The organism is Caballeronia sp. LZ032, assembly GCF_031451315.1.
Classification (GTDB): domain Bacteria; phylum Pseudomonadota; class Gammaproteobacteria; order Burkholderiales; family Burkholderiaceae; genus Caballeronia.
On the sequence record NZ_JARUXP010000001.1, the window covers coordinates 1 to 24869 of the forward strand.

The 24869-nt window shown below is 57.3% G+C and carries 17 protein-coding genes; 5 read left to right on the forward strand and 12 right to left on the reverse strand.

Translation table 11 applies throughout. The annotated features are described in order from the left end of the window. Positions 1–1158: 1158 nt before the first annotated feature. On the forward strand, positions 1159–1362 hold the full coding sequence (locus QCE69_RS00005; protein ID WP_309928726.1) for a hypothetical protein: 204 nt from the start codon (positions 1159–1161) through the stop codon (positions 1360–1362). Between the two features lie 88 nt (positions 1363–1450). Here QCE69_RS00005 and QCE69_RS00010 read toward each other — a convergent pair whose 3' ends face one another. The 3 genes from QCE69_RS00010 to QCE69_RS00020 all read right to left on the reverse strand — a co-directional run bounded on the left by QCE69_RS00010 (position 1451) and on the right by QCE69_RS00020 (position 3437). Further along, positions 1451–2014: a hypothetical protein gene (locus QCE69_RS00010; protein WP_309928729.1), complete on the reverse strand. Its 564-nt coding sequence runs from the start codon at positions 2012–2014 to the stop codon at positions 1451–1453. 52 nt (positions 2015–2066) lie between these two features. Beyond that, positions 2067–2375, reverse strand: a complete 309-nt coding sequence (locus QCE69_RS00015; RefSeq protein ID WP_309928732.1) for a BPSL0761 family protein — start codon at positions 2373–2375, stop codon at positions 2067–2069. Positions 2376–2900: 525 nt separating this feature from the next. After that, entirely contained in the window at positions 2901–3437 is a 537-nt protein-coding gene (locus QCE69_RS00020; protein WP_309928735.1) for a DUF6471 domain-containing protein, read from the reverse strand. A gap of 538 nt (positions 3438–3975) precedes the next feature. Between QCE69_RS00020 and QCE69_RS00025 the strand changes: the two genes are divergently transcribed. Next, the gene (locus tag QCE69_RS00025) at positions 3976–6123 is read left to right on the forward strand and encodes a DUF4357 domain-containing protein (RefSeq protein ID WP_309928738.1); all 2148 of its coding nucleotides are present in this window, start codon (positions 3976–3978) and stop codon (positions 6121–6123) included. A gap of 252 nt (positions 6124–6375) precedes the next feature. Here the strand turns inward: QCE69_RS00025 and QCE69_RS00030 are convergent, their stop codons facing one another. Genes QCE69_RS00030 through zorA form a run of 4 tightly spaced genes read right to left on the reverse strand, consistent with a single transcriptional unit; the run spans position 6376 to position 14573 of the window. Next, on the reverse strand, positions 6376–10134 hold the full coding sequence (locus tag QCE69_RS00030) for an SNF2-related protein (protein ID WP_309928741.1): 3759 nt from the start codon (positions 10132–10134) through the stop codon (positions 6376–6378). 9 nt (positions 10135–10143) lie between these two features. Next, a complete protein-coding gene (locus tag QCE69_RS00035; RefSeq protein ID WP_309928745.1) occupies positions 10144–11838 on the reverse strand; it encodes an EH signature domain-containing protein in 1695 nt (564 codons plus the stop codon). Further along, the gene (locus QCE69_RS00040) at positions 11835–12545 is read right to left on the reverse strand and encodes an OmpA family protein (protein WP_309928748.1); all 711 of its coding nucleotides are present in this window, start codon (positions 12543–12545) and stop codon (positions 11835–11837) included. Before QCE69_RS00040 ends, QCE69_RS00035 begins: the two co-directional genes overlap by 4 nt. A 3-nt stretch (positions 12546–12548) precedes the next feature. Further along, on the reverse strand, positions 12549–14573 hold the full coding sequence (zorA, locus tag QCE69_RS00045) for an anti-phage ZorAB system protein ZorA (RefSeq protein WP_309928758.1): 2025 nt from the start codon (positions 14571–14573) through the stop codon (positions 12549–12551). A gap of 606 nt (positions 14574–15179) precedes the next feature. Here zorA and QCE69_RS00050 point away from each other — a divergent pair. After that, complete coding sequence (locus tag QCE69_RS00050) at positions 15180–16283, forward strand: nucleoid-associated protein (RefSeq protein ID WP_309928760.1); 1104 nt, start codon at positions 15180–15182, stop codon at positions 16281–16283. 4 nt (positions 16284–16287) lie between these two features. After that, positions 16288–17544: a hypothetical protein gene (locus QCE69_RS00055; RefSeq protein ID WP_309928763.1), complete on the forward strand. Its 1257-nt coding sequence runs from the start codon at positions 16288–16290 to the stop codon at positions 17542–17544. Positions 17545–18613: 1069 nt separating this feature from the next. Here QCE69_RS00055 and QCE69_RS00060 read toward each other — a convergent pair. From QCE69_RS00060 to QCE69_RS00075, 4 genes are all read right to left on the reverse strand, one after another. Beyond that, entirely contained in the window at positions 18614–19516 is a 903-nt protein-coding gene (locus QCE69_RS00060; protein ID WP_309928765.1) for a plasmid partitioning protein RepB C-terminal domain-containing protein, read from the reverse strand. After that, the gene (locus QCE69_RS00065) at positions 19513–20415 is read right to left on the reverse strand and encodes a plasmid partitioning protein RepB C-terminal domain-containing protein (protein WP_309928768.1); all 903 of its coding nucleotides are present in this window, start codon (positions 20413–20415) and stop codon (positions 19513–19515) included. Before QCE69_RS00065 ends, QCE69_RS00060 begins: the two co-directional genes overlap by 4 nt. After that, positions 20412–21977 (reverse strand): recombinase family protein, encoded by a 1566-nt coding sequence (locus tag QCE69_RS00070; protein ID WP_309928770.1) that lies wholly within the window; start codon positions 21975–21977, stop codon positions 20412–20414. Before QCE69_RS00070 ends, QCE69_RS00065 begins: the two co-directional genes overlap by 4 nt. Positions 21978–22132: 155 nt before the next feature. Further along, the gene (locus tag QCE69_RS00075) at positions 22133–22576 is read right to left on the reverse strand and encodes a hypothetical protein (protein WP_309928773.1); all 444 of its coding nucleotides are present in this window, start codon (positions 22574–22576) and stop codon (positions 22133–22135) included. Positions 22577–23392: 816 nt separating this feature from the next. On the opposite strand from QCE69_RS00075, the gene QCE69_RS00080 reads away from it, so the two are divergent. Next, positions 23393–24316, forward strand: a complete 924-nt coding sequence (locus QCE69_RS00080; protein ID WP_309912848.1) for a phosphorothioated DNA-binding restriction endonuclease — start codon at positions 23393–23395, stop codon at positions 24314–24316. 9 nt (positions 24317–24325) lie between these two features. Here QCE69_RS00080 and QCE69_RS00085 read toward each other — a convergent pair whose 3' ends face one another. Continuing rightward, complete coding sequence (locus QCE69_RS00085) at positions 24326–24712, reverse strand: DUF488 family protein (protein WP_309919508.1); 387 nt, start codon at positions 24710–24712, stop codon at positions 24326–24328. Positions 24713–24869: the final 157 nt, after the last annotated feature.

The window sequence follows — 24869 nt, forward strand, 5'->3', positions numbered from 1 at the left end:
GATAGGCCCATTTCATATTGAAACTGGGAGTTTCGCAACTGCTTATCTGCACCTATCCGCACGCTGCGCTTGGCTTCGCGCGATTCTGCAAGACCGACTAGATAACATTTGCGAGTTGGAGATATATCGGTATATGTGCGAATGACGGCCGCTTAACGCGCAACACTGGTGGCGCAGACCCATATCCAGAAATATCAAAGCAAAGTAGCGTAGTTATTCTTGTGTCGCCTTTTTCCGCTCGACTTGTACGCCGCATCGGTTCCGCTTGTACCGTACATCGCCTGCACTTGTAATCCGCATCGCTCTAACTTGTACTCCACATCGCTGTCCGGAAAATCAGGCAGAGAACGGCCGGCGGCGCATCGCATTATTGTGAGTTGATGGCTTGCATAGTCTTGATAGACTCAGTAATCAATGTAGCCGAGCTAGCAGGGCTTTGAACTCGCAAACCTCATTAACGCGTAGTTTTCGATACCTCGTGAGCGCGCTGACACAACTGACCCGAATCGGCTGTGTTCGGATTGCGCTACCTCGACAGACTGCCTGGCGAAATTGCCAAGCGTGACATGTTGCCTGCGGAAGTTAAGGTCAAACGTCGTTCCTTGGCGAGCCAGTCGCACCGCACTTCAAGAATTTTTTTCTGCGGCTATGTTGTCGCGTCTGGGCAACCAGGCGTTCGAAGTGATTCTAGTTGGGTGTCTGCATCAGGAAAGCTCGCATCCTGCATCTGGCTGACCAGGGGGCGATGAGCACCGAAACGCACGGAGTTGCACTCTAGCCCGGCGTGCCATACCTGCCCTTTGTTCCGCTCAGCACCGGACGACAGTGCGACCGCCATTGGGTCGGGTGCTAGACACGCTGATGCATGAAAGATTGGCGCCCGAGAACTCCGCAATGTTGCCTACCATGAATCGGCCCATAAAATGGTCTACGAACAATTCGGTGGCGCTGGCGACGCGCTCCTGTGGAAAAACGAGACCGCGAAGCCGGAGAAGATGGCGCGGGTTGGGCAGTTTCGTCCTCGCATGTGTCTCGAGGCGGTGCGGACGGTTGGAATAGCGTCTGGCGTTTCTGTTCCTGACCTACCCGAGAAGTAGAAGGTACTCGTCGGCATCGCTCGCCGGGTGGCAGAGGAAATTCTCAGCGACGACACGGACGATGCTGATGCAATCGCCGATGCCCTTCTTTTCAAAATCTCGAATGGAGAAGCCTTTGCTTCCGACCTCGCTGATGAGCATCACGGACATCGATAATTGTGAGCTGAGCTACCAGGTCATCGAAGAGGCTGCGCGGATTTCGCGCGAGGGGTGGCTGTTCGTACAACAGGAGGCGGAGCATCTGATTGCGTCCGCCGCCGAGTAAATCTTCTTCCCCGGTCTTCGCCTCTAACTTTGTGACGGTGCTCGGGGTCTCAGGAACGCATGCTGGCGGCAGCGCCTCGTCAGCGAGGCTACTGTCGTTGCTCAACAAAAGCCGCGGCACTGCGCAGTACCAGCTTTGCATCGCCACGCATGAGTGCCTGTAGCGGTGTCGAACTGCCGAGCGACGCGTTCGGGGTCGTAAAGTAGCTCCACTTGCTCCAGCCGGTGAGGTCACCCAGCCGTCTCGATACCTTCGCCAAAGTCTTACGGTCCAGCTCATCGACCAGGAAGAACGCCGGATAGTAGGCGTCCCTCCCAATCTCAACGCTGAACAGGCGACGGGCGGCGAGGTCCTTGGCCAGCCTGTGCTCGGAGATGCCCGAGGCCGTGAGGAAGTCTGTTAAGTGCAGAAGCTTTCCCTTGGCGATAAGGGCGTAACGTGCCGACTTACTGCGCTTTGAACCGCGTTTGCCGCCATTCGATGCCGACTGCATTCGACCATGAGTCGAGCTGACTTCCAGGTTCAAGGCCGTTGACAGGCCAGCGATTCGCATGAGACGGATTTTGAAAAGCCTGCCCAGCTCTGCATCTGGAATCTCAAGAAGCGCAGCAGCGGCCGTGGGGTCGAACAAGACTGCTGCCACGGCGGCCATGTGTATAACTCGCAAGGCCCGGGCGTCGTGATGCGCACTATCTTGGCTTCCATCACTCGCCATCCGTGCCATCCGCTTCTCCCTGGAAATGCGACTTCTTAACAGTCCATGTCTGATGCGCGAGGTTGAACTCGCGTGCGACCTGCTCGCCTTTGCCGCCGGGCGTTGATGGCGGTGCCCAGACTGTCGGAAGCGCCTCTGCCGATAAATCGAGGTCGACTTTCAAAGGGTAGTGCCGTAGGAGACTCGCAGCGACCGACTGTACAAGGCCGTGAATCGTAACTTCGTCCGCGCGCGAGAGTATCTCCAGGAAATCGCGGGTACCGAGTACAGCTTTGGTTCGCTCAGCCGGCGTGGTCATTACGGCCTCTGCACTAGCGACTCGGCCGTGACATCTGTGTAGGACGTGATGTCGTTGACCTTGCACCACCGTTCCCAGAGATACCGTCCGTTCTCGGACCATCCACGAGGTCCAACAAGCTGATAGACGCGCCCAGACGACGTGACGCCGCGTAGTACGGCCGGGTCGAACTCTTGAATGGCGGTGCTGACACGGCCGGTGAGGTTGCGCACATCGCAGCCCACGAAGTGCCTGGAGCCAAGTTGCGTTTCCAGGATTTGCCAGTCGGAAATTGACATCTCAGGCTCAGCGCTGACATCCGCCACTCTCCAGACAGGCATGGTTACCTCCAAGTCTCAAGGGGCAGGGCGTTCCATCACGCAATATGATGCCGGTCCGCATTGCCGGAGCAGCCCGCGACGCACTCTGACGACCAAAGTGTCTTCACGAGCCACCGTCACCGTGCGTTTTTACACGCGCTCCGCACAGGGCAAAATATAGACTTGCCATGAAGAAAAGCAAGAAATTTTTGTCCGCGGCGCTGGCTTACCGAGCCGACGCTCCCGCGACGGCGGCCTCAATCATGTCTTGACTGTCGAGAAAGAAATGGAGGTCAGGGAATCGGCAGACCGTGGCACATTGAAGAAACAATGCAGTGGAAAGCGTTCCGTCCACTATCTGGCCCTTCAATGTCACGGCGGCCACCTCGACGCCGATTTCGGCCAGGCGCTGAGAAAGCAGGATATGGTTCAGCCATGGCTGGGCCACGAGTTCCGTCTGCATGACGTCAGCGGCACACTTTTCCCAGGTGTTGCCGCTGCGCAGGGGAACAGTCCATCGCTCGGGGTATTGGTTGTCCGAGGCGGCCAAGCTCTGAAGGAAGAAGGAAAAGCGGAAGGTGCCGCGCTGGATTTTGCCTTCCACAGAACGTGACGATTCGGACAAGCCCATAGTATTTAGCGCGTCGGCAAGTTGTGCGTAACTGACGTCGCGGCGTGCCAACGCGACCCGGATGGCGCGTGAGGCGAGCTTTGACCAATGAGCGTCAACAGTTCCAGGGGGCGCAGAATTCCGCATAGCCATATATCATAAAATGCGTGTAAAAACACACGCATACGTCGATTGTGAATGCTGCAGTGAGGTTCCGCAACCGTTGCGGCTGGACAGAATGCAGTGAGGACTGAAGCGACGCGGTCATCGCCGTCAGCAAACGTATAACGGGCAAGGGACTATTCGCCAAGTTTACACACGCGTACTGGTCGCGCTACGGCGATTCGTTGCAAAGCCTGGGTCGCACGCGCAATCCGACTCTGACTTTTGCTAGTGCATTGTTTCAGGCGACCATTCGCGCACGACGCACCACCGTTCCTGCGCACGCCTTTGCAATTCACCCCGCGCCACGGCATGACGCATTTGTTTCCGAACACCGGGAGAAGTCGGTTGGCCGAGCTACTATAGGACTTGAAAGTCCGGATGGCCGTCGGCGGAAACGGTGGTGTAATGCTCGATTTCTCGGGCGTCAGAGGCGCCGCAACGGGAACCGCGACGCTAGCTCGAACCTTGGGAAAGCCGGTATATTGGCAATCTCAAAACGCTTCAAATCACTTCCCGGGGATTACAGGTGTCGCACACGCTCACGGCAAAAGAACAAACGCTGCAAAAAATCTTCAGCGACGAGTATGTATTTACCATCCCGGGCTATCAGCGCCCTTACTCCTGGGGAAACGACCAGGCGCAAGAGCTCCTGGACGACTTGCTGAGTGCGCTCGACGCGTCCCCGGAACAACTTGCCGACGGTGTGCCTTATTTCCTCGGGAGCATCGTTCTCATCAAAAGCGAAACGTCGCCTGACGCCACCGTAGTCGATGGTCAACAGCGCCTGACGACATTGACGCTACTGCTTTCAGCCATCAGAGCCACAATCAGTGACCGTGCCGTGCAAGCCGGCATCACCAAGCGTATTTACGAGCACGGCGACGTTGTCTCAGCCACCGAGGCGAGCTACCGGCTTTCATTGCGCGAGCGAGACAGAGACTTCTTCCGTCAATATGTTCAACATGAGGACGGTCTCACCAAACTCATTGAACTCAATTCGACGCTGCCCAGTGCGCAGGCGCGCCTGCGGGCAAACGCCAAGGTTTTCATGAGCGGACTGGTGAACCTGGGAGAACCCAAGCTCAAACGGCTCGTTCAGTTCATCATCACGCGTTGCTACCTTGTCACCGTGGCGACTCCCGACCTCGATTCGGCGTACCGCATCTTCGGTGTTCTCAACAGTCGCGGCCTGGACTTGAGCGCAACGGACATTTTGAAGGCGGAAATCATTGGGGGCATCGAATCTGGTCTTCGTGAGACGTACACGAAGAAGTGGGAAGACGCCGAGGAGGACCTGGGGCGCGACGAGTTTGGCGACCTGTTCAGCCATATTCGCATGGTCTATCGCAAAGCCAAACCGCAAGGGACTTTGCTCAAGGAATTCAAGGAGCACGTTACGCAGGCGACCACGCCGCAGACATTTGTCGACACGGTTTTGCTGCCGATGGCGCAGGCGCTTGCCGCTCTCAGCGGCGCGGATTACGCAAGCACACAGCATGCGGAACTGGTGAACGAGCATCTGCGTTGGCTCAACAAGCTGGAATTCAAGGACTGGCTGCCGCCTGCCTTGGCGTTTTACGTACGGCATGCCGAGCAACCGGCTACGATGCTGGCTTTCTTCCGTGACCTCGAACGCCTGGCGTATTCGATGCTCGCGCGGAAAACTGGCGTCAACGGTCGTGTTGAGCGTTTTTCTGCACTGACGGGGGCTATCGAAAATGGCCAGAATCTGTTCGCCGAGGCGTCACCGCTGCAACTGTCTCCGAGTGAGCAATACGACACCTATTCGGTACTGAACGGCCCACTGTATGACACCCATTCTGCGCGGGCAGTGGCGCTGCTGCTTTTGCGCCTGGACCGTCTTTTGTCCGATGGCGCCGCGGTCTACGAGCATGACGTCGTCTCGGTGGAGCACGTAATGCCCCAACAGCCTGCTCCGAACAGTCAATGGGCGACCTGGGTTCCCGACACGAAAATCTATCAAAGCTGGGTCCATCGGCTTGGTAACCTCGTTCTGTTAAGTCGCAAGAAAAATAGCTCCGCGAGCAACCGCGAGTTTGCCTGGAAGAAAAATTCGTATTTCACCAAAGGGGGCGTTTCCGGTTTCGCCCTTACTACACAGGTGCTGCAGCATCCGGAGTGGACGGCCAATGTCATGCAAGCGCAGCAGACTTTGGTAATGAACGTGTTCGAGACGCACTGGCGACTGGAAGAACGAAAGAGCAAGGCAGAAGTTGCAAAGGAGCTGCTGGCCGAGCTGTCATCGGATAGCAACGGCATCTACTTCGAGCTCGAAAGTGCCAAGCACGGTCTCGTCGCACTCGCGCGGAAAAGTACCAGCTCTTTCACCGTTCTCGCACAGTCGCAAGCGCGGTTGGGATGGTCGGGACAGCCGCACTCATATCAGCAGTTGCGAGAAAGTCTGCAAAGTCTTGGCTCCTTGCAACAGTCGTCGGACGGCTCCCATCTGGTCTTCGCGCAGGATGTGGCGTTTGTCAGTCCCAGTGCAGCATCCGCTACGGTCCTGGGTAGAACCGACAATGGGCGCAATTCATGGCGACTCAAAGGAACGTCGATTACTTATGCCGCGTGGCACGACAACCTGCCGACCAGCCAGCCGTCAGCCGAGACCGAACCGATGCCCCTGATTTTTGATGACGTCGGTTCGCCATGAACCAGTCGGCGAAGCTCATACGGTACAGTCGCTGAACACCCGAACCTTGTCGCGCCGGCCCAAACACCGGGTCGGTGTGACGGGCGGCGCAGACGTCAAGCTCTGCCGATAAGCACCGGCGCCGAGTGACCCTCGGTCCGCCGCTACCGCAGGCTGCAGGTCGATACATTGCATAACAGCGTCATCCATGTTCGGCAGCGAATCTGCCCACGATGCTTAAGACGGCACTATCCCGATGGTCATCTCATTGATTTAATCCGCAAGGTCCGCCGACTGCCATTCGACGAAGAGCATTCGTTCGACCTCGAGCATGGTCGTTTCGTACGTCCGAAGCAGGTCGGCGAGATACGCCTGGTCAATCAACTCTACTGAGTTCAAATTCGCATTCTCTTGTGCCTGCGCATTAAAGAATTGATTTGTGACGCAGACTTTCTCGAACGAGACATTCGGGTGCCTGCGCCGGTAGAACGCTTCACCCGCCACAACTTCCTTTACAGCGTCCCAACCGAGTTTCGTACCATCAGTTCCGCTGGTCTTGGCCTGAATAAGCTGACCTCGTTTCCCGTCGATGGCCACAATGTCGACACCATTGTCATTCGTGCCCGGTGTCCGATAGCAGTTGAATCCGCGCTTACTCCAGAGTGCGCCGACGAGACACTCGAAATGCTGCCATCCCATACGAAGCGCCATGTCCAAAGTGATGCGCTCATCCAGGCCGCTGGTCTGTGAATGTGGCACAACGTCTGCGATATTGAAATCGCCCGGCGCTACGTCTCCCGCACCGTTAAGCATGTCCTCTGATAGCCCTCGCTTGTGGGCAAGCAACTGGTCAAGCTTGACATCGAACGTCGTGAAATCGTCCGCCCAAACAGTTGGATAGTAGACGTACACCGGCTTCTTCTGATTGATGCGGTACGCGCGGTCGGTCGCCTGGTCTTCCTTGGCGGGATTCCAGGTGCGTGAGTAGTGAACAACATGGTTCGCCGCCTGGATGTTCACGCCAAATCCAACGGCCACGGGCGAAAGCACCAAAACGCCGAAGCCCGGCGCTTCTTGAAAGGCTTTGATTCTCTTTTGCCGACTGGCGACATGAGTCGATGACGCACTCGTGTCCCCGTTGATGATGTCGGGACGATAGCTGAACTCCGCTTCGATGTAGTGCTGCAGAAGTCGCTGAATCTCCCGGAACTCGCAAAAGACGATTGCCTTCTCGCCCTTCGCCCTGATTTCGGAGAGCTGCTTGAGCAGCCAGTCGAGCTTCGGAGATTTCGCGCGATAGTCGCCCATCGGCTCCGGCTTGAACACGCTCAAGCCGTGTACTCTCGGGTCGGTACACACCAGCCTGAGATAATGAAGCAATCCAAGGTGATTTTTGAACGGCGTCGTATGGTCAGGCTCTTTGCGCCGTTTAAAGCCGTCGACCGCTTTCGCGTAAAGGTTGCGCTGAACGCCCGAAATTGGGAGCCGCCGGCATTCTTCGACCACAATTTTCGGCGGCAGCCCCGTATCGACCTCGGTCTTCAGGCGCCGGAGAATTTGCGGTGAGATGCGAGCGCGCAGCTCTTCGACACGGGACTTTTCTTCGTCCGTCTTCGCCTCAATCGGCTTCCGATACCGCTCACCAAAATCGTTCAGTGCACCCAGCAAGCCCGGCTGCACGTAGTCGAAAAGGCACCACATATCGGCGAGTGTGTTTTCGACCGGTGTCCCCGTGCAGGCAATCCTGAACGCCACGTTTTGCTTCTTGGCGGCCCTGGTTACCATTGCCGCTGGATTCTTGATGCGCTGTGCCTCGTCGCACACCATCAACGACCACTTCTGCGCGGCGAACGAAAACTCCAGGTCGCGCAATGTTTCGTACGTCGTCAATACGACTTTGGCATCGCCAATCCAGTTGGGCTTCAAAAACTTGACCAGACCATCCTCAGTCTGCAGACGCTGGTCTATCTGGCCGCGTGGTACGCGAAACTCGGCAAGACTCTCGCCGTACGCAGTCAACAGCGGCAATGCCCCCGGCTGAAAAAACTTGTTAGCTTCCTCCGCCCAGTTTTCCAGCAATGAGACAGGCGCGACCACCAGCATGGGATTCATGTTGGCGTCCTTCTCCAGCAACCAGGCCATGAGCGCCAGCAACTGGAAGGTTTTGCCCAGCCCCATGTCGTCTGCAAGGATGGCGCCGCGGACCTGGTAATCGGTTTGCAGACTGAAGAGATGCTGCATCCACGCGAGGCCTGTCTGTTGATGCGGCAGCAAGGCGAAGCCTGGGCGAATGCTTTGCGGAAGCTTCGGACTCGCCGGTACAGACTGTAGCGCCTCACGACGCAGCTCCTCGTATTCGAGTGCCTGGATGTTCGCGCGGAGAACTAGCTGCTTCTTGGTCGCCTGTTCGCTGCGGCGTTTGCGTTGATTCTCCGGGTCAAACTGCTTGCCCGATTCCAAATCGGAGAAAAGGCTTTCGAACGTGGAGATGATTTCTTTCGCATCCGACAGCGAAATAGGGTCCTTGAGCCAGCCAACGTCGAGCTTTGCCACGCCTTTCGCGTCAGCTTCCAGTACGTCGTTCTTCAGTTTCTCGATGGCCGGCTTGTTGGTCGGCACCGCTACCGGCTCGCCACCGTCTTTTGGCTGGTAAACAATGACGGGCAGGATGTTCTCAGGAAACCAACCCTCACCTTCATCCTTCTTCGCGATATACGGCGAATGGTAGGGCTTTTCTACACCAATCGATTCGATGCGCGTCGAGTAGCCTCCCAGGTCATGGACCTGAGCGTAGGAGACCAGCGTGGGAGGGGTGCGACGTTGCGCGAGTGCAGCCGACAATTCCTTGAGGTGCAGCTCCGAATCCCCCTGCAGAGCAAGGTCGTAACCCTGCCAGGCAAGCAGTTGGTGGCCAAGCGCGAGCGACCGGGAAAGAGCCGAGACGAACGTGGAAAGCTCGTTGTCGTCGAGCCAATGCGTCTTCGAGGAGGTCGGTCCACTCGCCACGGCCGATTCAACAAGCAGGCCGACGCGCAGTGCATAGCCCGCAGCGTCGCGCTCGAACGTCGGTACAAAGCGTTCGTAGTCGAGACCGGCGTCTTCGCGAGCGCGCTCGAACTGCGACTCTTCGATGACGTCGACGGCATCAGCGCCCAGCGCCGCGTAGGGATTGAGCAAAAACGCCTGTGCCCGTGAGCCGGCGACGCGCCGTCCGGGCAAGCGCTTGATTTCACGAAGCACCGTCTTCACTTTCGGCGTGACTAGAACCTGGACGATTCCTTCTCGGGTCGTGATGTCATATCGGTCACGAATCTCGCGAGCCCTGTCAAAGGTGTCGAGCCAGTCGTCTGGTGCGCCGTCGAAGCTTGGCTCGATTTCGACTACGTGGTCGTCCGCCACTTCGACCGACCGCCTCAGACCGATATTGAGCTTTTCGGGACTCAACACCACCGAGCGGTAGAGAAAATCATCGAGTCCGGCTTCGGCGTCAAGCGCGAGCTTGCGAATCCGCCCCCAACCTTGCCGGTTGGCCAAATCGGAGCGGTCCTCGTCACCACGGCGCGAGAACGCAACCACCGCTTTGAAAAGCTTCCATTGCCCGGGGCGCATCAGCGTCTCTGTGGTGCCTTCCGACATCACCGGCCCCGTGAGAGTGCCTTGAAATTCGCGGCCACCATCGACGCGCCATCCATCTACCGCAATACCGAACTCGCGGTCGACCAGCGAATGGCCGCTTCGCAGGTATGGACGGAACTCGGTGAGCGGTGGAATTCGAAAAACGTCGCGCAGCTGCCCGTAGTCCTGCCGCTCGAGGATTTCATATACCGACTGCCAGTCCAACAAGAATCCGTCCTCGACCGGGTTGGCGAGGCCGTCATCGGTGAGCTGCGTGAGGTAGCCCCCGACGAGGTCTCCGTCGACCATCGCACCCGGGCCTTCCATTCGACGGGTCAGAACGATGCCCTTATCCGACCACTGTCGCTCCCAGGTCGCGACGTCTCGGGCTTTTGCCGGCTTGAATAACTTGAACACAGTTTCGCCTTATTTCCACCAACCCTTGCCCGGCTTCACATGGAAGCCCCAATCCGCCAGGACCTGGCCGATATGCCCATCGTCCTCGTCTCCGCGAACCCACAAGTTTCCGCCGAGTGCAGTCCGGTCATCGATTTGCAGACCATGCGTTGCCGCGAATCGCTTGAGCGCGACATGCGAGTAGGATTCGTGCGTTGCAGTGTGGTTCTGCGTCGAGCGAGTGTTCTCGCGAGACGTGCCCAGACTCGTCGGCCGCGTGCGTTCGTTAGCAGCCTGGCTTCTGGTAGAAGAACGTGAGGTGTCGACAGAGGGGAGAATCTGAAAACTCTCGCGAAGCGTTGCCTCGAACATATCCTCCCAGCGATTCCAGCCATGAATGCCATCCCCGTGCTTGAGCCAGAGCATGCGATTCGAACGTTTGAGCGAATTCCGCTCGTCTTTCCCGAGCTTCAATGTCTGACTCGTATTGAAGGGCAGCGAACGACTGGCGTCATAGCCATAAAACGCGTTTCCGAGGCCACTAAACTCCACCGCGACCAGCTTACCCATCGTCATGATGAAAGCGTTGTTGGCACCGGAGGCGTCGAGTTCGCGAGTCAGACCCTTCATTTTCTTACGCAGCGCGACGAGGTCAGGTTCACGCGAATTACGTGCGGTTGAGCCTAATGCAAACTCGATGTCATCAATGGACTTGACATATCGCTTCCAGAATTCCATTCGGCGACGGTCGGCGAGCCCGTCCTCTGCCAGCTTCGTAAAGAAGGTCTCGATAAATTCGAGCTTCAACCAGTCAGAGACCATTGTTCGAGCCGCGGGCACGACGCCGCCCCATCGTGTCGCATTTGACGGCAACCACGGATTGCCCCACCAGGTAACAGCATGGTCACGAAGTCTGGGATGGAGCGGGCTGCCAGAGACCCGTGCGTATCGGTCAAGGAGCAGAATCGTTCCTCGGTCGCGGAGCACTTCGTTATGGGCTAGCAGGCCGAGCAAGCGAGGTAACAGGCTCACAAACGCGTTGTCGTCAAGTTTCGTCGCGCCCTCAACCTGCGTCAGCACGAGCTGGCGCAAGAACCATGACTCTTTTCCGATTTGAAGCTGCTCACAAATGCGGTCGATATGCGATTCGTCACCGCGCAGCAGCTGGCTCACATAGGGAGTGCAGGGCGCTTCGTTGAAAAGCTGTCGATTCTCAATTGCTGTGTCAACCCATGCGGGGCCCGGTCTGCTGTCTCGTATCTCACGGTTGCGGTCGTGAAGATAGTCCCGCAAAGTCAACCAATTCTTCTTTCCGGCGGGCGCCGCTTCAGGCGCGTCCACGTCGTAAGTGAAATAGCTCTTTGCGAGTCCTTGATAGCAGCGCCTATATGACGCTGTCCTGGCTATGTAGCCGTCGACACTGTCGAGGACACGCTGCAAGCGTGGTCGGTCCTCCATGACGCACTCACCTTGAGGGCGGTGCGGAATGCATAAGCCAAAGGACAGTAAGTATGCGTCGCGGAACGTGGGCACTTCCTGGCTATTCCAGTATCGTCGGACCGCGTCGAGCTGATGGTCGTGCACGGGTTCCCGGCCGCCACCTGATTTTGCACGCGCTTTCAGTTCCTCAAGAAGTGCGTCGATTTCATCGCTCAAGCGAATCGGTTGCGTCTCCTCGCTGACGGACGATTGCAGTAAGGACGCGAGGTAGCTCAGTGCATTCATCGCAGTGCGCAGTCGCCAAAGTTCCCCGATTGCACCGGGACCGCAGCTCTTTCTTCGCCAACACCCAGAAACTCGAGACGCATCTCGACGCGGCGACTCTCTTCGTCCGTCTCCTTCGAATCATTGAACGAATATCCGCCGACCAGGAACAGGTTTCGTACGTCTTCCTTCTGGTTCTCGACGAGCAGACTCGCACCAGCCGTAGCAAACATGCTGCACAACACCCGCTCGCTGCGCTGAAGGCTGAGATTAAGATTGCTCAGGTATGTACCGGTTCTATCGGTGTAGCCTTCGACAACCACGCGCTTAAGTACGCGTTTGCCCAGGTCACCGTTCGCCAAGGTCAGGATTTCGGGAACGAATTGACGCAACACGGCTTCCTGCTCGGGCGCCAGATTTGATTTTCCAAATGCAAAGCGCGCGCGGTCTCCAAAATCGATGACATGCCGGTCACGGTCTATCTTGATGCCGTTATAGCGCTTAGATGCAGCTTGAAACCGGTCAAGAATTAGCTCGATGTCCTTCCGATGCTGCTCTTCGCGCTTTTCCTTCTCCGTTACATTCTTCGTCACGGCCAGCAATGCCACCCCCATGACCACGAGAAAGAGCACCATCAGCGCTGTCATCAAGTCAGCAAAGGAAATCCAGAAGGGTTTCTCCGCCTCGTCACGGCTTCCTCGCTTGACGACGATTTGACTTCCAAACATCGTCTACCTCCGCGCCGGCGTCAGGGTTCCCATCGCGGCAAGCGTGACTTCCAGCTCACCGACTGCTGACGAAAGCAACCCCACTGCCGAAGTCAGTTTTGTATGGAACTCGGCATTCGCTTTATCCAGCGTGCGCTTCACTTCAGTCGCGAACGCGCCGTGTGCATCTGCCAGAACGCGGCTCACACCGGCGAGGTATTCGTCGGCCTGCTTTTGCGCCGCGCCGAGATGGCCGGTAGATGTTTCGATTCGATTGAGAATGTCGCCAGTCAATGCGGCCTCTCTTCGTGCGGACTCGACGGTGGCGCGCAACTCCGTGACAAGTTGGCCGATGCTGTCGCGATGAGCGCGATAGTCGCCCAGAAATTCCTGGATGGCTCCCGCCCCGCTTGTCAGATTCCCCGCCGTTGCGGCGAGCTTGGTCGAGACATCGGCGGTTTGACCCATGACGCTGGCGACGCGCTCGCCAGCGGCGGCGAAGTTTCGCGACGCCGTACCCAATGCTTCAGCGCCAGCGTGCATACGGTCTACCGATGAAGCGGTGGTCTGGGTCAAGGTAGCGACGCTTTGCGCCATCTGCGTCGTCGCAACACCCAGTTCCTTGACAACGGCATCGACGGATTCGGACATTGCTGTAACAGCCCCAGTCGCACGCTCAGACATGGCGCTCTCGCGTGCCCGATTATTCTCAAATACTTCTTTCTGCGCGCCACTCAGTGTGGTCAGCATCTCTCCCACATGCGTGCCAAGCGTTTCGAGCGTCGTCTGCAATTTCTGGCTCGTCTCCGACTGAGATGTCGCGACTAATTGACGCAGTTGCTCGATGAATGCAGCCGATTGGGCGTTCATTGCCTCCTGTCGCGACTCCATCTTCTCGATGGCCTCCGCCATGCGCTGCGCCATCGCATCTGTCGAACGTTGGCTCGAAGCTTCGATGTTCGAGACCAGGGTGTGCAAGGTGGTAACGGCTTGCTGGATGCTCTGGGCGGTTTGCTGGTTAAGTTCGGTAAGCCCCGAAATCTGGCCGCCAAACAAGTCATTTAGACGTTGGCTGAAGCTCGTCATCACGTCCTGCAGCATCCGTCCGGCGCTTGCGCTCTGGTCGCCGCTGGCGCTTTTGACCGTTGCTGCAATTTCATCGAGCGGGCCTTTGAGACCCTGCTGGATGCTCTCCGCGATAACCTGTCCAAGAGCCGCATTGTTCTGGCGACCCGCCTCCGCGACCAGTGCGGTTTGTTCTTTGCTCGCCTCGATTTGCGCGTTAGTCAACTCACGCAGCAGCTCTCCCATCTCCTTGACGAGAGCGTCCTTCAATATTTTGGATTGGCTCGCCGACTCCTCCGATGCCTTGACCAGGCGCGCCAGGTATTCTTCGCCGGCCCCCGCCTCAAAGCGCGCGTCAATCGCATGAACGATTTCTTCTGTACGTCGGTACAGCGAGGCAAGGAGAAGCTTTTCGAAGAGCGTAGTTAGCATCGCCGCAGCGATTGCCGAGGCGGACACAAGAAACGCCTCTCCCACCGAATGCATAAGTGATTCGAGGCTGCCGCGCACGGTCGCCGCGTTATCGCTGATTTGGAAAGCGTGAAGGCCTTCTATCAGCCCGCTGAATGTCCCGATGATACCGATGCCAGTAAAAATTCCGGGAACATGCTTAAAAAATTCGGTGCGCAAGCGGCTGTCGACGACGACCTGGCTGTTGAAATACAGCTCGGCGGGCACGGTGGCGCGTACGGCGCGCACGACCATCTGTCCATCGCGCTCCTCACGCTGAACGTGCAACGATTCGGCATACTCGTTCCAGAGATGCGCGAGCCGACGGTCGCCAGCGAATACCGCCTCAAACTGTGAAGGGTAATTTCCGTCTTCGAACCTTTCAATGCGACGCTGAATAGAGCGCAGCCGAGCCAGATGCCTTATCGCCGGACCGAAGAAAAACGCAATGACAGCAACCACGAGGGCGGCCAGAAATGCGCCCGTGACGAGTGCGGGCGTCGGTACCCCCGCAATTAACGACTGGATGTTCAACTTCGGTCTCCCCGGTTAAGGGCTTGTTTTGTTAGCGTGTTTTCCTCGGCGCCTCCCTCTCCAGACGCGCTTCGGCAGCCAAACGACCGCTCCGGTCAAAATCGGCAGGCAGTCAGGCCATTTGCTCAATATTACGGCATATTATTCCGAATATTAACGGAGAAGCGTTTGGATACTACGAGCATGAGCTGATGTGCAAGGGATTCGCGTCGTGGACGGGTCAGACTTTCCAACAATGTTCTAAATCCACCCAACATACTTGGCTTTGGCTGTTCGAGGAGCCTGCGCATCCGGTCAGAAAATGGAACTGGAATATTGCTTCGGTCGGACCGCGGTGCTCGCTGAAACATCTGGCGAAGGGAAGGGAGCTTGCTACGCATTCGCAGATACTGTATAAATATACAGTGTTGAGTCGGCACCTGTTCGGATGCCCATACCCGAGCCGCTTGGGCGGGCTAAAGGCGCGGCATGTTAGGTAGTTGCTGAGATAGACTTGCGGGATTTGCTCATACGGAACGTGAGCTTCCCGAGTAACCAACTACCTAAACAGACCGGGACTTTGACGCACCGAGTTGCCAGCGCGTCGCCCCGGCGCGAGAGACCGACATGCCAATCCAGCTTCACCATAGCGTCATTCACGGGTTCACAAAGGAGGCGGGACAGCGAGACGCGACCGTCGAAAAGAAGGACCGCTTGCTCGACAACACTTTGCCCGCTGTGTTTTCACTCGTCGAAGGCATGGTGAATCTTTTTGGAAAACGGGAGAGTCGTCAGGTTTGGGGCCGCTTTGCGCACGACCGGCGTGAGGGGCCCTTTCCCACGGGTTTTTCGGGCTACGCCGGCGGTGTGCGAGGCGCTGAAGCATTTCTCGAACTGTCGGGCGTCCTCGTTGACGAGATTATGCGCATGGCGCTCGAGCAGCAGGCCTCGACCGGCGGCCACATCCTGTGCGCGGATTATGAGACCGAGGAGGGTCATCCGCGATTCATAGTTGCCATGATTAAGCAGCGAAGTGGCTTGCAGCTGACCCACGACCTCGTGCCGGTCAGCGTGACCGAAGTGGACATGTCGAAGCTTCATCAGGCCGCGCTAATACGGGTCGATGAATACCTTGCTACAGCCGCCGCGCCTGGTGTGCACGCTGAAGAAGGCGAGCCGGAAGATGTCGACTATCTGTCTTTCGTAGCGAAGAAAGCGGATGGCTCATCTGGATATTTCAAGAGTGCGCTGGGCTGCGCAATTGGCGTGTCATCCACCACCGCGACGACACGGCTGTATACGGCTGTAGATAAAGTGTTCGCCGAGAATGAACAGTTGCGGCCCTTCAGGCGTCCCGCCAGGGAACGTCTGACGGAGTTCCTGCGACAACGCCTGGGCGCCAATATTGTAGTGACCATGGAGGACGTGGAGGCGGTGATTGACCGCGTTGTGCCCCCGGAGCATGCGGAGCATGTGCGTGACATCGCACAGGTTCTGAACAGCGACCGCTTCAAGGTGCCGGAGAGTTTTCACGCTCAAGAAAGTGTCGTGAAAAGCCATAGCAAGGTCTCTTTGGACAACGGTCGGATTTTCCTGAAGTTTGATAGGTCGATGCTTGGCCAGGAACCCCAGTCCGAGCTGTATTTCGATGAGGCAGGCCGGACGTTGACTATCCAGAACCTGGATGAAGACATGATGGCCAGATTGCGTCTAACACTTGCTGGTGGGTGAGACGATGTTTGACGATGTCGTTGCCCTTTATCGAGCACTCAACCGCCCGAATTTAACGCCGGGCTACTCGTACGCCTTCGAAGGCGAACTGGACATCCAGACAAAGCAACTGGCGGAGCGTTGCGAGCGCCTCGACGCGGCGTTCGGCAGTGTCGAGATGTTCGATGAGGGTGGCGGACACTTTCGCATTGACGTGCAGCTTCCAACAAACGAGCAGGGGCGTGTGTTTCATAGCATCGCGGATTTGCTCCGGCATTCGCCGAAGATAGCTTTCGGCGCGCTGCCAGCGAACTTTTACGTTGCTGACCTGAATTACTGCTCGCTCGACGCTGACAAGCCCGAGAAAATTACGAGGCTTGAGAAGCTCGCACAGTTCATCCGGTTGCTGTCTCAAATCGCCGATGACAAGGTTGACTTCGGGAGCAGGGTCAACAGACTGCTCTTCATTCTGCCGACCGATGCCACGAAAGTCCGTAAGACCGCATTGGCCGAAATACAGGTCGAGGAGAAAGCGCTCGACTTCGACCTTAACCATCTCAGCTTACTTGGGTTGCTTGCATCGGAGGGGAATGCAAACAAACTGCACCTCGAAGAGCGTCAACTCATCATACGCAGCGCAATTGCGGATTCCCTGGCGGGAGCTGAGCACGGCTCAAACGACTTGACTTTTCTGTGCGAGCACTGGCCTGACATTCGGCGAAAATATCTGGCCAACTTTCAGGCGTACATCCAGAACTTCGCGTTCGAAGATGTACGGAAAAAAATCGTAGATTCGGAGCTCGAATACGCGTCGAAGCTCACTGGTGCTTTCGGTGATATTGCCGGAAAACTGCTGGCGTTGCCGGTGTCGATTGCAGGTGTCGCGGCCTTGGACAAGCTCACGACGAACACGGAATTCGTCGCAGGTTGCGTAGGGCTTTGCCTTGTGACGGTCGTTCTGCTTGCCGTGCTGGAGAACGTACGGCATCAGATTGACCGTCTGCAGTCAGGATACGAGTATGTTTTCGGGCCCGTACTCGGCAAAGTGAAAACCTATCCTACAAAACTGCGCCGCGAGCTCGAGAAACGCGAGAACTCTCTGGCCAGACAAGCCCGTCTAACACGCCGCACTTTCCGCTTGTTCATGTGGCTTACCCTCATGCCAGCTCTGGGAGCGGCCTGGAAAGCGTGGCTCCGGTACCCCGAGATAGAGGAGATGCTTCGTGCGGCTTGTTCGTTCGCCGCGGCTGTTATCAACAACATCGTGAACCACATCCACTAGGTAGCGTAATGAAGAGCAATCTAGCGCATCAAAGACCGGCACACTGAGTTGCAGCAGCTTGGTGCTAACGCCTTAGGTCGAACGATAGGCTTATATGTTGCACGCAAGCAGCTGTGTTGGTGTTTTTCGAAGCATCAATGGATTCAAGCGAGTCGTGAAACAATGACTCGTGGGGGTTTCCCTTCTCGGAGACGCTCTGCGACGTAAATTCCAAGGATACCGCTTCCGCCAACCGCTAGCATCGAGAGCGCGAATGGAATCATGCCACGCAGTCCGGATGTCAGATTGATGAGTGGAATATTCAACCTGCTATAAATCGACATAAGGGCAAATCCACTTACGAGTGCACAGAACAAGGCTGCGGCCCTGCGCTCTTCGATTGTTGCTCCCCACAATATTTGACCTCGACATCCTAGACAAACGAACTGCTTTTCGCGGAAACCTGTCGTGCAGTGTGGGCAGGTGTAGTCCGATTGTGCTGGAGTAGTTACGACGGGGCGCGGACTTCCCATTTCGTCGTCAGCGAATTTCTCGGCTTGGCGCTTCCATTCCTCGAGGAGGCTGACTGGATACCGTACTTCATCGGAATCAATCTTCTTCGCGCAGATGCTGCACAGCCAGATGCCGTTGGCAGCAGCCTTCCTTTTTTCGCTAGTCAGCGTCGGCTCATAACGGGGTCCATTAGGGCTGGCCGCGGTGATGTGGGCAGCAATGCCGGTTATCACAACCTTCGACAAATCAGAGTGAGGCCCCATCGTCTGACGTCGGCATTTCGGATTTGAACAAAAGCTGTGAACGCGCTGACGTAACGCGTTGACTACTGATGGCGAAAAATTATCGCGAGAGTGCATCGTGCGGGCCTTGTCGACAGGACAAGTATCGAAAGTTCGGCTATTGCATACCTTGTATCCGATACGACGCGTACTTTACGCTAAATACGAGCACTTCGACGATTGTTTCGTGTTGAACGCTCCGTCTCAGCGCTTGGGCAGCGTGGGCTGTGCGATGGACTTTTGGCTGGTTTGACTACGGGGCGTGCGGTGCGAACCGCGGTCGTGCCTGGGTTTGGCTAGACGGCCGCGCTGAACTGCTGCTGGTCGAGAGAAATGGTCGCAATGATGGACTCAAACTCGACCATCAAATCCGGATGATGCTGGGCGACGTACAGGCGTGCAGATTCGTTTTCCAGGAGTTTCGCGAGATACCCTTTGGCGAGTACCAGATTCAACACGTCCTGACCGTAATTCTGCTCCACCAGTTTGTATTGCCCTTGCAAGTTGCTCATTTCCCGCTCCATTTTTGCCATTTGCTCCGGGCTGACCCCGGTCAGTTTGCGCGGCTTTTTGCCCTCCACGAGAAGCCCCGCTGGCGTAGCAACCAGTAATGCCTCGGCGTACGCAACGGACACATTGTTCGCAGCCACCATCAACTCGACGCATTCAACTTGTCTCGTCGGCTTCATTTTGCGGATAGCGCGAACAAGTTCCGCCGAAAACTGACGGTCGCCGAGAAGTTCGGCCGCTTCCGGGCATACGCCATCGAGGAGCGACATCTTCTTTATGATTTGGGATACGTCCACGGAAAGTGCTTTCGCCAACCGCTCCGGCGATACGCCTCTCTCAATTACGCGCCGTATCATGTAGTGCTCCTGGATTGTCGACAGGCGATTGACACGGTTGTTATAGGTGTAGCTCTCATCGTCGGTCGCGACAAGGCAGGCGGCGCGCTCATGCTTGAGGTCCTGGATAGCGAGTAAGCGCAGATGGCCATCGAGAAGAACATGTTGCCCGGAAGACTGGTCCGCAGCCATTACAGAGAGCGGTTCAATGAGTCCCACCTCCTCAATGGAGGCTCTTATCTGCTTGAATTTACGCGACTCGACGACGGGTGCTGCAATCCTGCGCGATGGCAAGATACTGGAAACAGGCACCAACAATGGCTCGGGAATAAATCCAAGAGTGACGCCAGTCATGTAGCACTCCCGCTTGGCCAAACACGCTCGGCAAGGTACTTAGGCAGGCTGGCCAGCCCTTCCGCGCGCAAGAGGTTGATGAAGTTTTCGTCAGCAAGCAGTTGCCTCAATGCACCGACGACAAACAAGAGTCGCTGTTGTGTGAATTCGGCCTTCCTGACCATGGATTTCTGGCGTTCTACTTCACGCTCATACGTTCGCACAAGACTCGATGTCGTGACGGCGGCAGATTTACTGGTCATATTGTGCGCCGTGCTTCGTCCAAGTGCCTTTCTTCGCTCAATGACACGACGGGCGCTCATCAGTTGCTTGCCCCGCAATTTTCCCGATTCGTACGCCTCCTGGAGCGCTGCCTGTATCTCGGCATCGTCGTCGCCGGCTCCGACGATGATGAGGGCGGCATTCAGGGGAACGAGGCCTTTCTCCACCGCCACCACAAGTCTTTCTTCACCCTGATGCAGCAGCGTAAGGATGCCGTGAACGTAGGTCGCCGTAAGCCCTGTCTTTTCGGCGATGACCTTTGGCGCATATCCCTGTTCCTGCAATTGCCGAATGCCAGCGAGCCGTTCGAGAGGGCGACACTGTCTGCGCGCGATGTTTTCAGTCAGACTCATGACGAACGCGTCCTCGTCGCTGACGCTGACAACGAGCGCGGGGATGGTCGCCTCTCCAAGCGAGCGGAATGCCTTTAATCGGCCTTCGCCGCACACAAGCAGATATTTCTCTACGCCGCTGGTCGTGGCTCGCGGCGTGACCACGATAGGTTTTTTGAGACCGATGGTCTTGATGTTGTCGACGATTTCTTTGAAAACGCGACCATTGCGTTCTCGCGGATTGATAACTTCAATCTGGGAGATGGGGACCATCCGGATTTCTCCGGGCTGCTGCCGCGAATTCACGCTACTCTCCTGAGACGGGCGCGTTCGGCCATGCCATACAAGTAATCCAACGTATCGAAGCGATAGCTCTCAAACTCGATGGGATTCTGGTCCGCCAGATGAATGCGAGGCTGGCAAAAATCCAGATGTGGCAATAGGTAGTAGTCCAGCGTCGATTCGTTGGTCTGGTCGAGTCGCACGGCTACTGTGATGTCCGGCAGTAGGCTGGTATCAAAGCGCACCTTCCAGTGATTGCGCCCATTGTCATGTGCTTGACACCGCGCGAGCACGATGCAGGCTGTGAACTCCTCGTTGACCGTCAGGAGGTCAGTTGCGGGGTCGCGTATCACTGTGCCACCCAAATCCGCGATTTTCGTTTCCGTTTGCGAGACGATTTGCGGATGGAGTTGCCGCAGGAAGCGGTTGGTTTCGATATAACGGTAATCCCGGCCGGGTGTGAAACCAACCGTCTGGTACGCGCGAATCAGACTGCCAAAACGGTACACGTAGACCGACGTGGATGGCATGCCATCGGTTTCATCAATCACGACACCAGAAAGAAATCCTCGACTTCGATACAGGCCGCGCAGCCGCTCGATTAATTCCTCGTTTGAATAGCGACGCGCCCGGGCTCTCATGATGCCTTGAGCCGTGTAGAACGTCTCGCTCGGAACAATTGCCTGAAATGCACCTTCTTTTCGAATCCACATATCAGGTGTGTTGGTCACACGCATCTTCTTCAGCTTGAACGACACACGGTTGTACACGTTATTGCCGATGTATTTCTCGTTGGTCAACACCTCGCGTACCGTGGCTCGTGTCCATTCCCGGTCGAGGTCAGTCCGAACGCGCATACCGTTCAGACGCGCGGCGATTTCGTATTCGTCGAGCGACCCATCGATGAACCAGTCATAAATCAGGTTGACCGTTCGCACCTCGCTTTCCGGTCCTGGCATGAGAATTACCCGGTCTGTCTGCAAACTCTTATGTTCGCCGCGGCGCAGTTCTGCTTTCATGAGACCATGGTCGTCGACCAAGACGCGGCGCAGTCCGTAGCCGGCGGGACCTCCTTGCCGAAACCCCATCTCAATCAGACGGCACTGGCCCGCGAAGACTTTCGCCGACAATTCGCGGCTGTACTCGCCAGCCATCGCCCTTTTCACGCCTTTCACGATGGTCGAGACGGGCGACCCGTCGTTCTCAAACTGCTCTGCGCAATACGCGACGTGAATGCCGGCGCGCCGGCAGATGTACTCGTAATAAGCGCTCTCGTCGGCATCCTGGAATCGCCCCCACCTGCTCACGTCGTAGACGAGGATGACGCAAAAATCAGCGCTGCCATTGGCGACATCGGAGATGAGGTTTTGAAGTGCCTGCCTGCCGTCAATTCGAAGGCCGCTTTTGCCTTCATCGGCATAGGTGCGGACGATTTGGAGTCCACGGCGGGCAGCATACTCTCGGATTCGGTCGCGCTGATTCTCGGTGGAATACTGCTGGTGTTCGGTCGACATGCGTACGTATTCCGCTGCGCGCCCGGCAGAAGAACTGGCGTCGACCGGCGCATCCGCGCTATTGAATGACATGCTCCACCCCGCAACTCAAACACGGACAGGCCGCACGCATCGGACGCAAGTGAACGCCCGATGCGAACCATCGAATGGTCGCGGTCGAAAGCGAACGGCGACAAGGCAAAGGTAGCAGGCTCGAAACCAATGCGTATCAAGTCATCTATTTGCAATCACGTCGGCGGCGCAGTCGGCGTAGACAGCACGGCGATGTGAACGGTCCACGCGTCCATTTTTGCAACGCCGGCGTCAGCCGCGCGAGACAGCAGGTAGAAGCCAGAGTCCAGCGGCCGGGGAAGCTTGATGACGTCCATATTTGCAATTGGCCTGGAGGCCCGCCGCGCATTGCGCAATCGCTGCATACTGCGGTTGCGCTCGCAATACGCCGGATGCGCACCCCGATATTCACGCCAGTAGCGCGAGTGGCCCGCGCGCCATTTCGCCTGGGCGCGAGCCTGGTTGTCGCGATAGTCACTGTCGTTACGGAGCCGGTTGCTCTGCCAGTCGCGTCGCCGGGCGCGCTGACAAGCCTCCGAGGAGCAATATCGTTGGCGGGGGACATGCGGCAGCGGCGCAAACGCGTTGCCACAGGCAAGGCAAAAGCGGGTCGATTTCACGGGCCCCTCCAGGTCAGGTGACGACGGGCGTACGCAGAGGTTCCGACCTGTCACGGCGGACTCTGGTGTGTTAGAGACATACATTTTTCGGACAGACTTGCGGGCGAATCACACACTTTTCGGACAAGTCACGGCCGTCTATGCTTGGAATCGCACATGTTTCGGTCCGCCCAAAGTCATTGGTCAGCACGAATCCGCGCACATACCCAAGCGCCGAGTGGATGTGACCCAATGGGCGCGGAAGTCAGAACGCGCACCGCGCAACCGCCGCATGCTGCGGCTACGCTAGTAATACCGGCGGGCAATTTGCGGCTGCGGCGCGAACGCGTTGCCGCGAGCAAGGCAGAGGCGGGTCGAGTTCATGGGGCCCTCTCGGTCGTGGCTCGACGGGCGCATGCGGCCGTCTCGACCCGCCAGCGAAATCACTGGCTTGGCAAGGGATGGAGAAGGAGCATCCGTGCGCGTCCAGCAGATTCCCATCACCCGCGAAAATCGCTAGAATCTCCTTACTTCAAGCGCAGTTTTTCGAAAAAACGCGCGCGTGCGCGAGCGCCGTCCGCGGACGGGAGAGCTCGTTTCCGGGCTTCGAGCACACCCGCATTTGACGTGGCCTTGGTCGGAATTTCTCGGCTTATGGGTCCGTTTTTCTCAGGTTATTCATCCGCGTCGGCTCGGGAGCCTTCTCTGGCAATGGCCAGTTTCTCGGGATATGCGACCGTCTACAGGTAGGTAGGCAGACCCCGTTCCCGGTCCCACAAACCCGTGATCGCACGATGCGTCACGGGTTTTTCTTTGTCGATGAACATTGTCTGAGCCATGACCGCAATCGGCCCATCCGAGATTCTGCAAAGCGTTGAGAACTTGAACATCTGGCGACGCAATGGTGAGCGAGCGCCTCACAAGCCGCTTCTGATACTGATGGCGCTTGCCTTGTTCCAGCAGGGCGTCAGGGACATACCTTTTCGCGAATACGAGAGTCGTCTTTGCGAACTGTTGAGAGAATTCGCGCCCGAGCGCCGCACGCTCTATCCCGAGCTTCCCTTCGTACGCTTGAAGAATGACGCGATCTGGGAGGTCACGCTCGGCGCAAATCGCGAGCACGTCCTGCGCGAAAACGATTTGACCAAAGGGCAACTGCGAAACCTGGACGCAACCGGACATTTCTCACCCGACGTTCAGACATTCCTGCAAAGCGACCCCAAGGCAATCACGACGATTGCCCGCGTACTGCTCACTGCTCATTTCCCGGAGAGCATCCATAGCGACATTCTTGATGCCGTCGGTCTCGTCCTCGATGACCCAACCGCACACACGAATGGAGCCGATATCGCCGAAGCGAAACGCCGCCGCAACCCCGCATTCCGCGAAGCGGTCCTGACCGCCTACCAGTATCGATGCGCCCTATGCGATCTGGACTTGCGCATCGGCAACATCACAATCGGTCTCGAAGCCGCACACATCAAGTGGCACCAGGCGAGCGGCCCGGATGTCGTCGAGAACGGTATCGCGCTGTGCTGCCTGCATCACAAGCTCTTTGATATCGGCGCCTTCACGCTCGGCGATCATCGGCGCGTGCTGGTGTCGGAGAAAGCCCACGGCGGCCGAAGTTTCGAAGAGATTCTCCTCCGACACCACGGCGGCCAACTAAACGCGCCCGTGCGAACCGAACACCACCCCGCGGGAAGCTTCGTCGAGTGGCATCGAGAGCAGGTGTTCAAGGGCAGCGCGCGACCGCTCTGAAGCCCAAGCTCAAACCACCTCCGCCCCTCGCGCCGTCAACAGCTCCCGCAACACCGAGCGATGACACCGCGCCTCATCCTCGCAATAGCATCCCAGCGCCATGTTCGTCTGATGCGACAGTGCGGCCAATAGATCCAGCGTCCTGCTCGCATCCGGCGCGGCCATCTCCGCCTTGAACTTCCTCACGAACGCGTGCCATTCCTTGTCGCTCTCGGCATGAAGCGCTGCGGTCACCAAGTCCTGCGTCGGCGACAGCACCGGATACCACACGTCATAGAAATCGCGCTTCGCGAAGTCCGCCTTGGGCACCCCACGCGGCGGCCTGCGCACCGTGCCAATACGCAAGCCTTCATCCGCTGCGCGCGGCGTTCCCAGTCTCACGATTCGAATCGCCATCTCTCGTTCTCCCTTGGCAGGCGCCATCGCCCGAGCATAACCCCGGAAAGCCATCTGAAAGCCCTCCATCCCTGCCTAAGCGAAAACCGCCGCCATCCCGTATCGTTTCGGATTATTCTTCTTCCGCTTAATCCGGATTCAGCGCCGTGCCCACCGA

Excerpts from the sequence above, each read along its gene's own strand:
- QCE69_RS00005 (WP_309928726.1), top strand. The coding sequence starts at position 1,159 with ATGCTGATGCAATCGCCGATGCCCTTCTTTTCAAAATCTCGAATGGAG.
- QCE69_RS00010 (WP_309928729.1), bottom strand. The coding sequence starts at position 2,014 with ATGGCCGCCGTGGCAGCAGTCTTGTTCGACCCCACGGCCGCTGCTGCG.
- QCE69_RS00015 (WP_309928732.1), bottom strand. The coding sequence starts at position 2,375 with ATGACCACGCCGGCTGAGCGAACCAAAGCTGTACTCGGTACCCGCGAT.
- QCE69_RS00020 (WP_309928735.1), bottom strand. The coding sequence starts at position 3,437 with ATGGCTATGCGGAATTCTGCGCCCCCTGGAACTGTTGACGCTCATTGG.
- QCE69_RS00035 (WP_309928745.1), bottom strand. The coding sequence starts at position 11,838 with ATGAATGCACTGAGCTACCTCGCGTCCTTACTGCAATCGTCCGTCAGC.
- QCE69_RS00040 (WP_309928748.1), bottom strand. The coding sequence starts at position 12,545 with ATGTTTGGAAGTCAAATCGTCGTCAAGCGAGGAAGCCGTGACGAGGCG.
- QCE69_RS00050 (WP_309928760.1), top strand. The coding sequence starts at position 15,180 with ATGCCAATCCAGCTTCACCATAGCGTCATTCACGGGTTCACAAAGGAG.
- QCE69_RS00055 (WP_309928763.1), top strand. The coding sequence starts at position 16,288 with ATGTTTGACGATGTCGTTGCCCTTTATCGAGCACTCAACCGCCCGAAT.
- QCE69_RS00060 (WP_309928765.1), bottom strand. The coding sequence starts at position 19,516 with ATGACTGGCGTCACTCTTGGATTTATTCCCGAGCCATTGTTGGTGCCT.
- QCE69_RS00070 (WP_309928770.1), bottom strand. The coding sequence starts at position 21,977 with ATGTCATTCAATAGCGCGGATGCGCCGGTCGACGCCAGTTCTTCTGCC.
- QCE69_RS00080 (WP_309912848.1), top strand. The coding sequence starts at position 23,393 with ATGACCGCAATCGGCCCATCCGAGATTCTGCAAAGCGTTGAGAACTTG.
- QCE69_RS00085 (WP_309919508.1), bottom strand. The coding sequence starts at position 24,712 with ATGGCGATTCGAATCGTGAGACTGGGAACGCCGCGCGCAGCGGATGAA.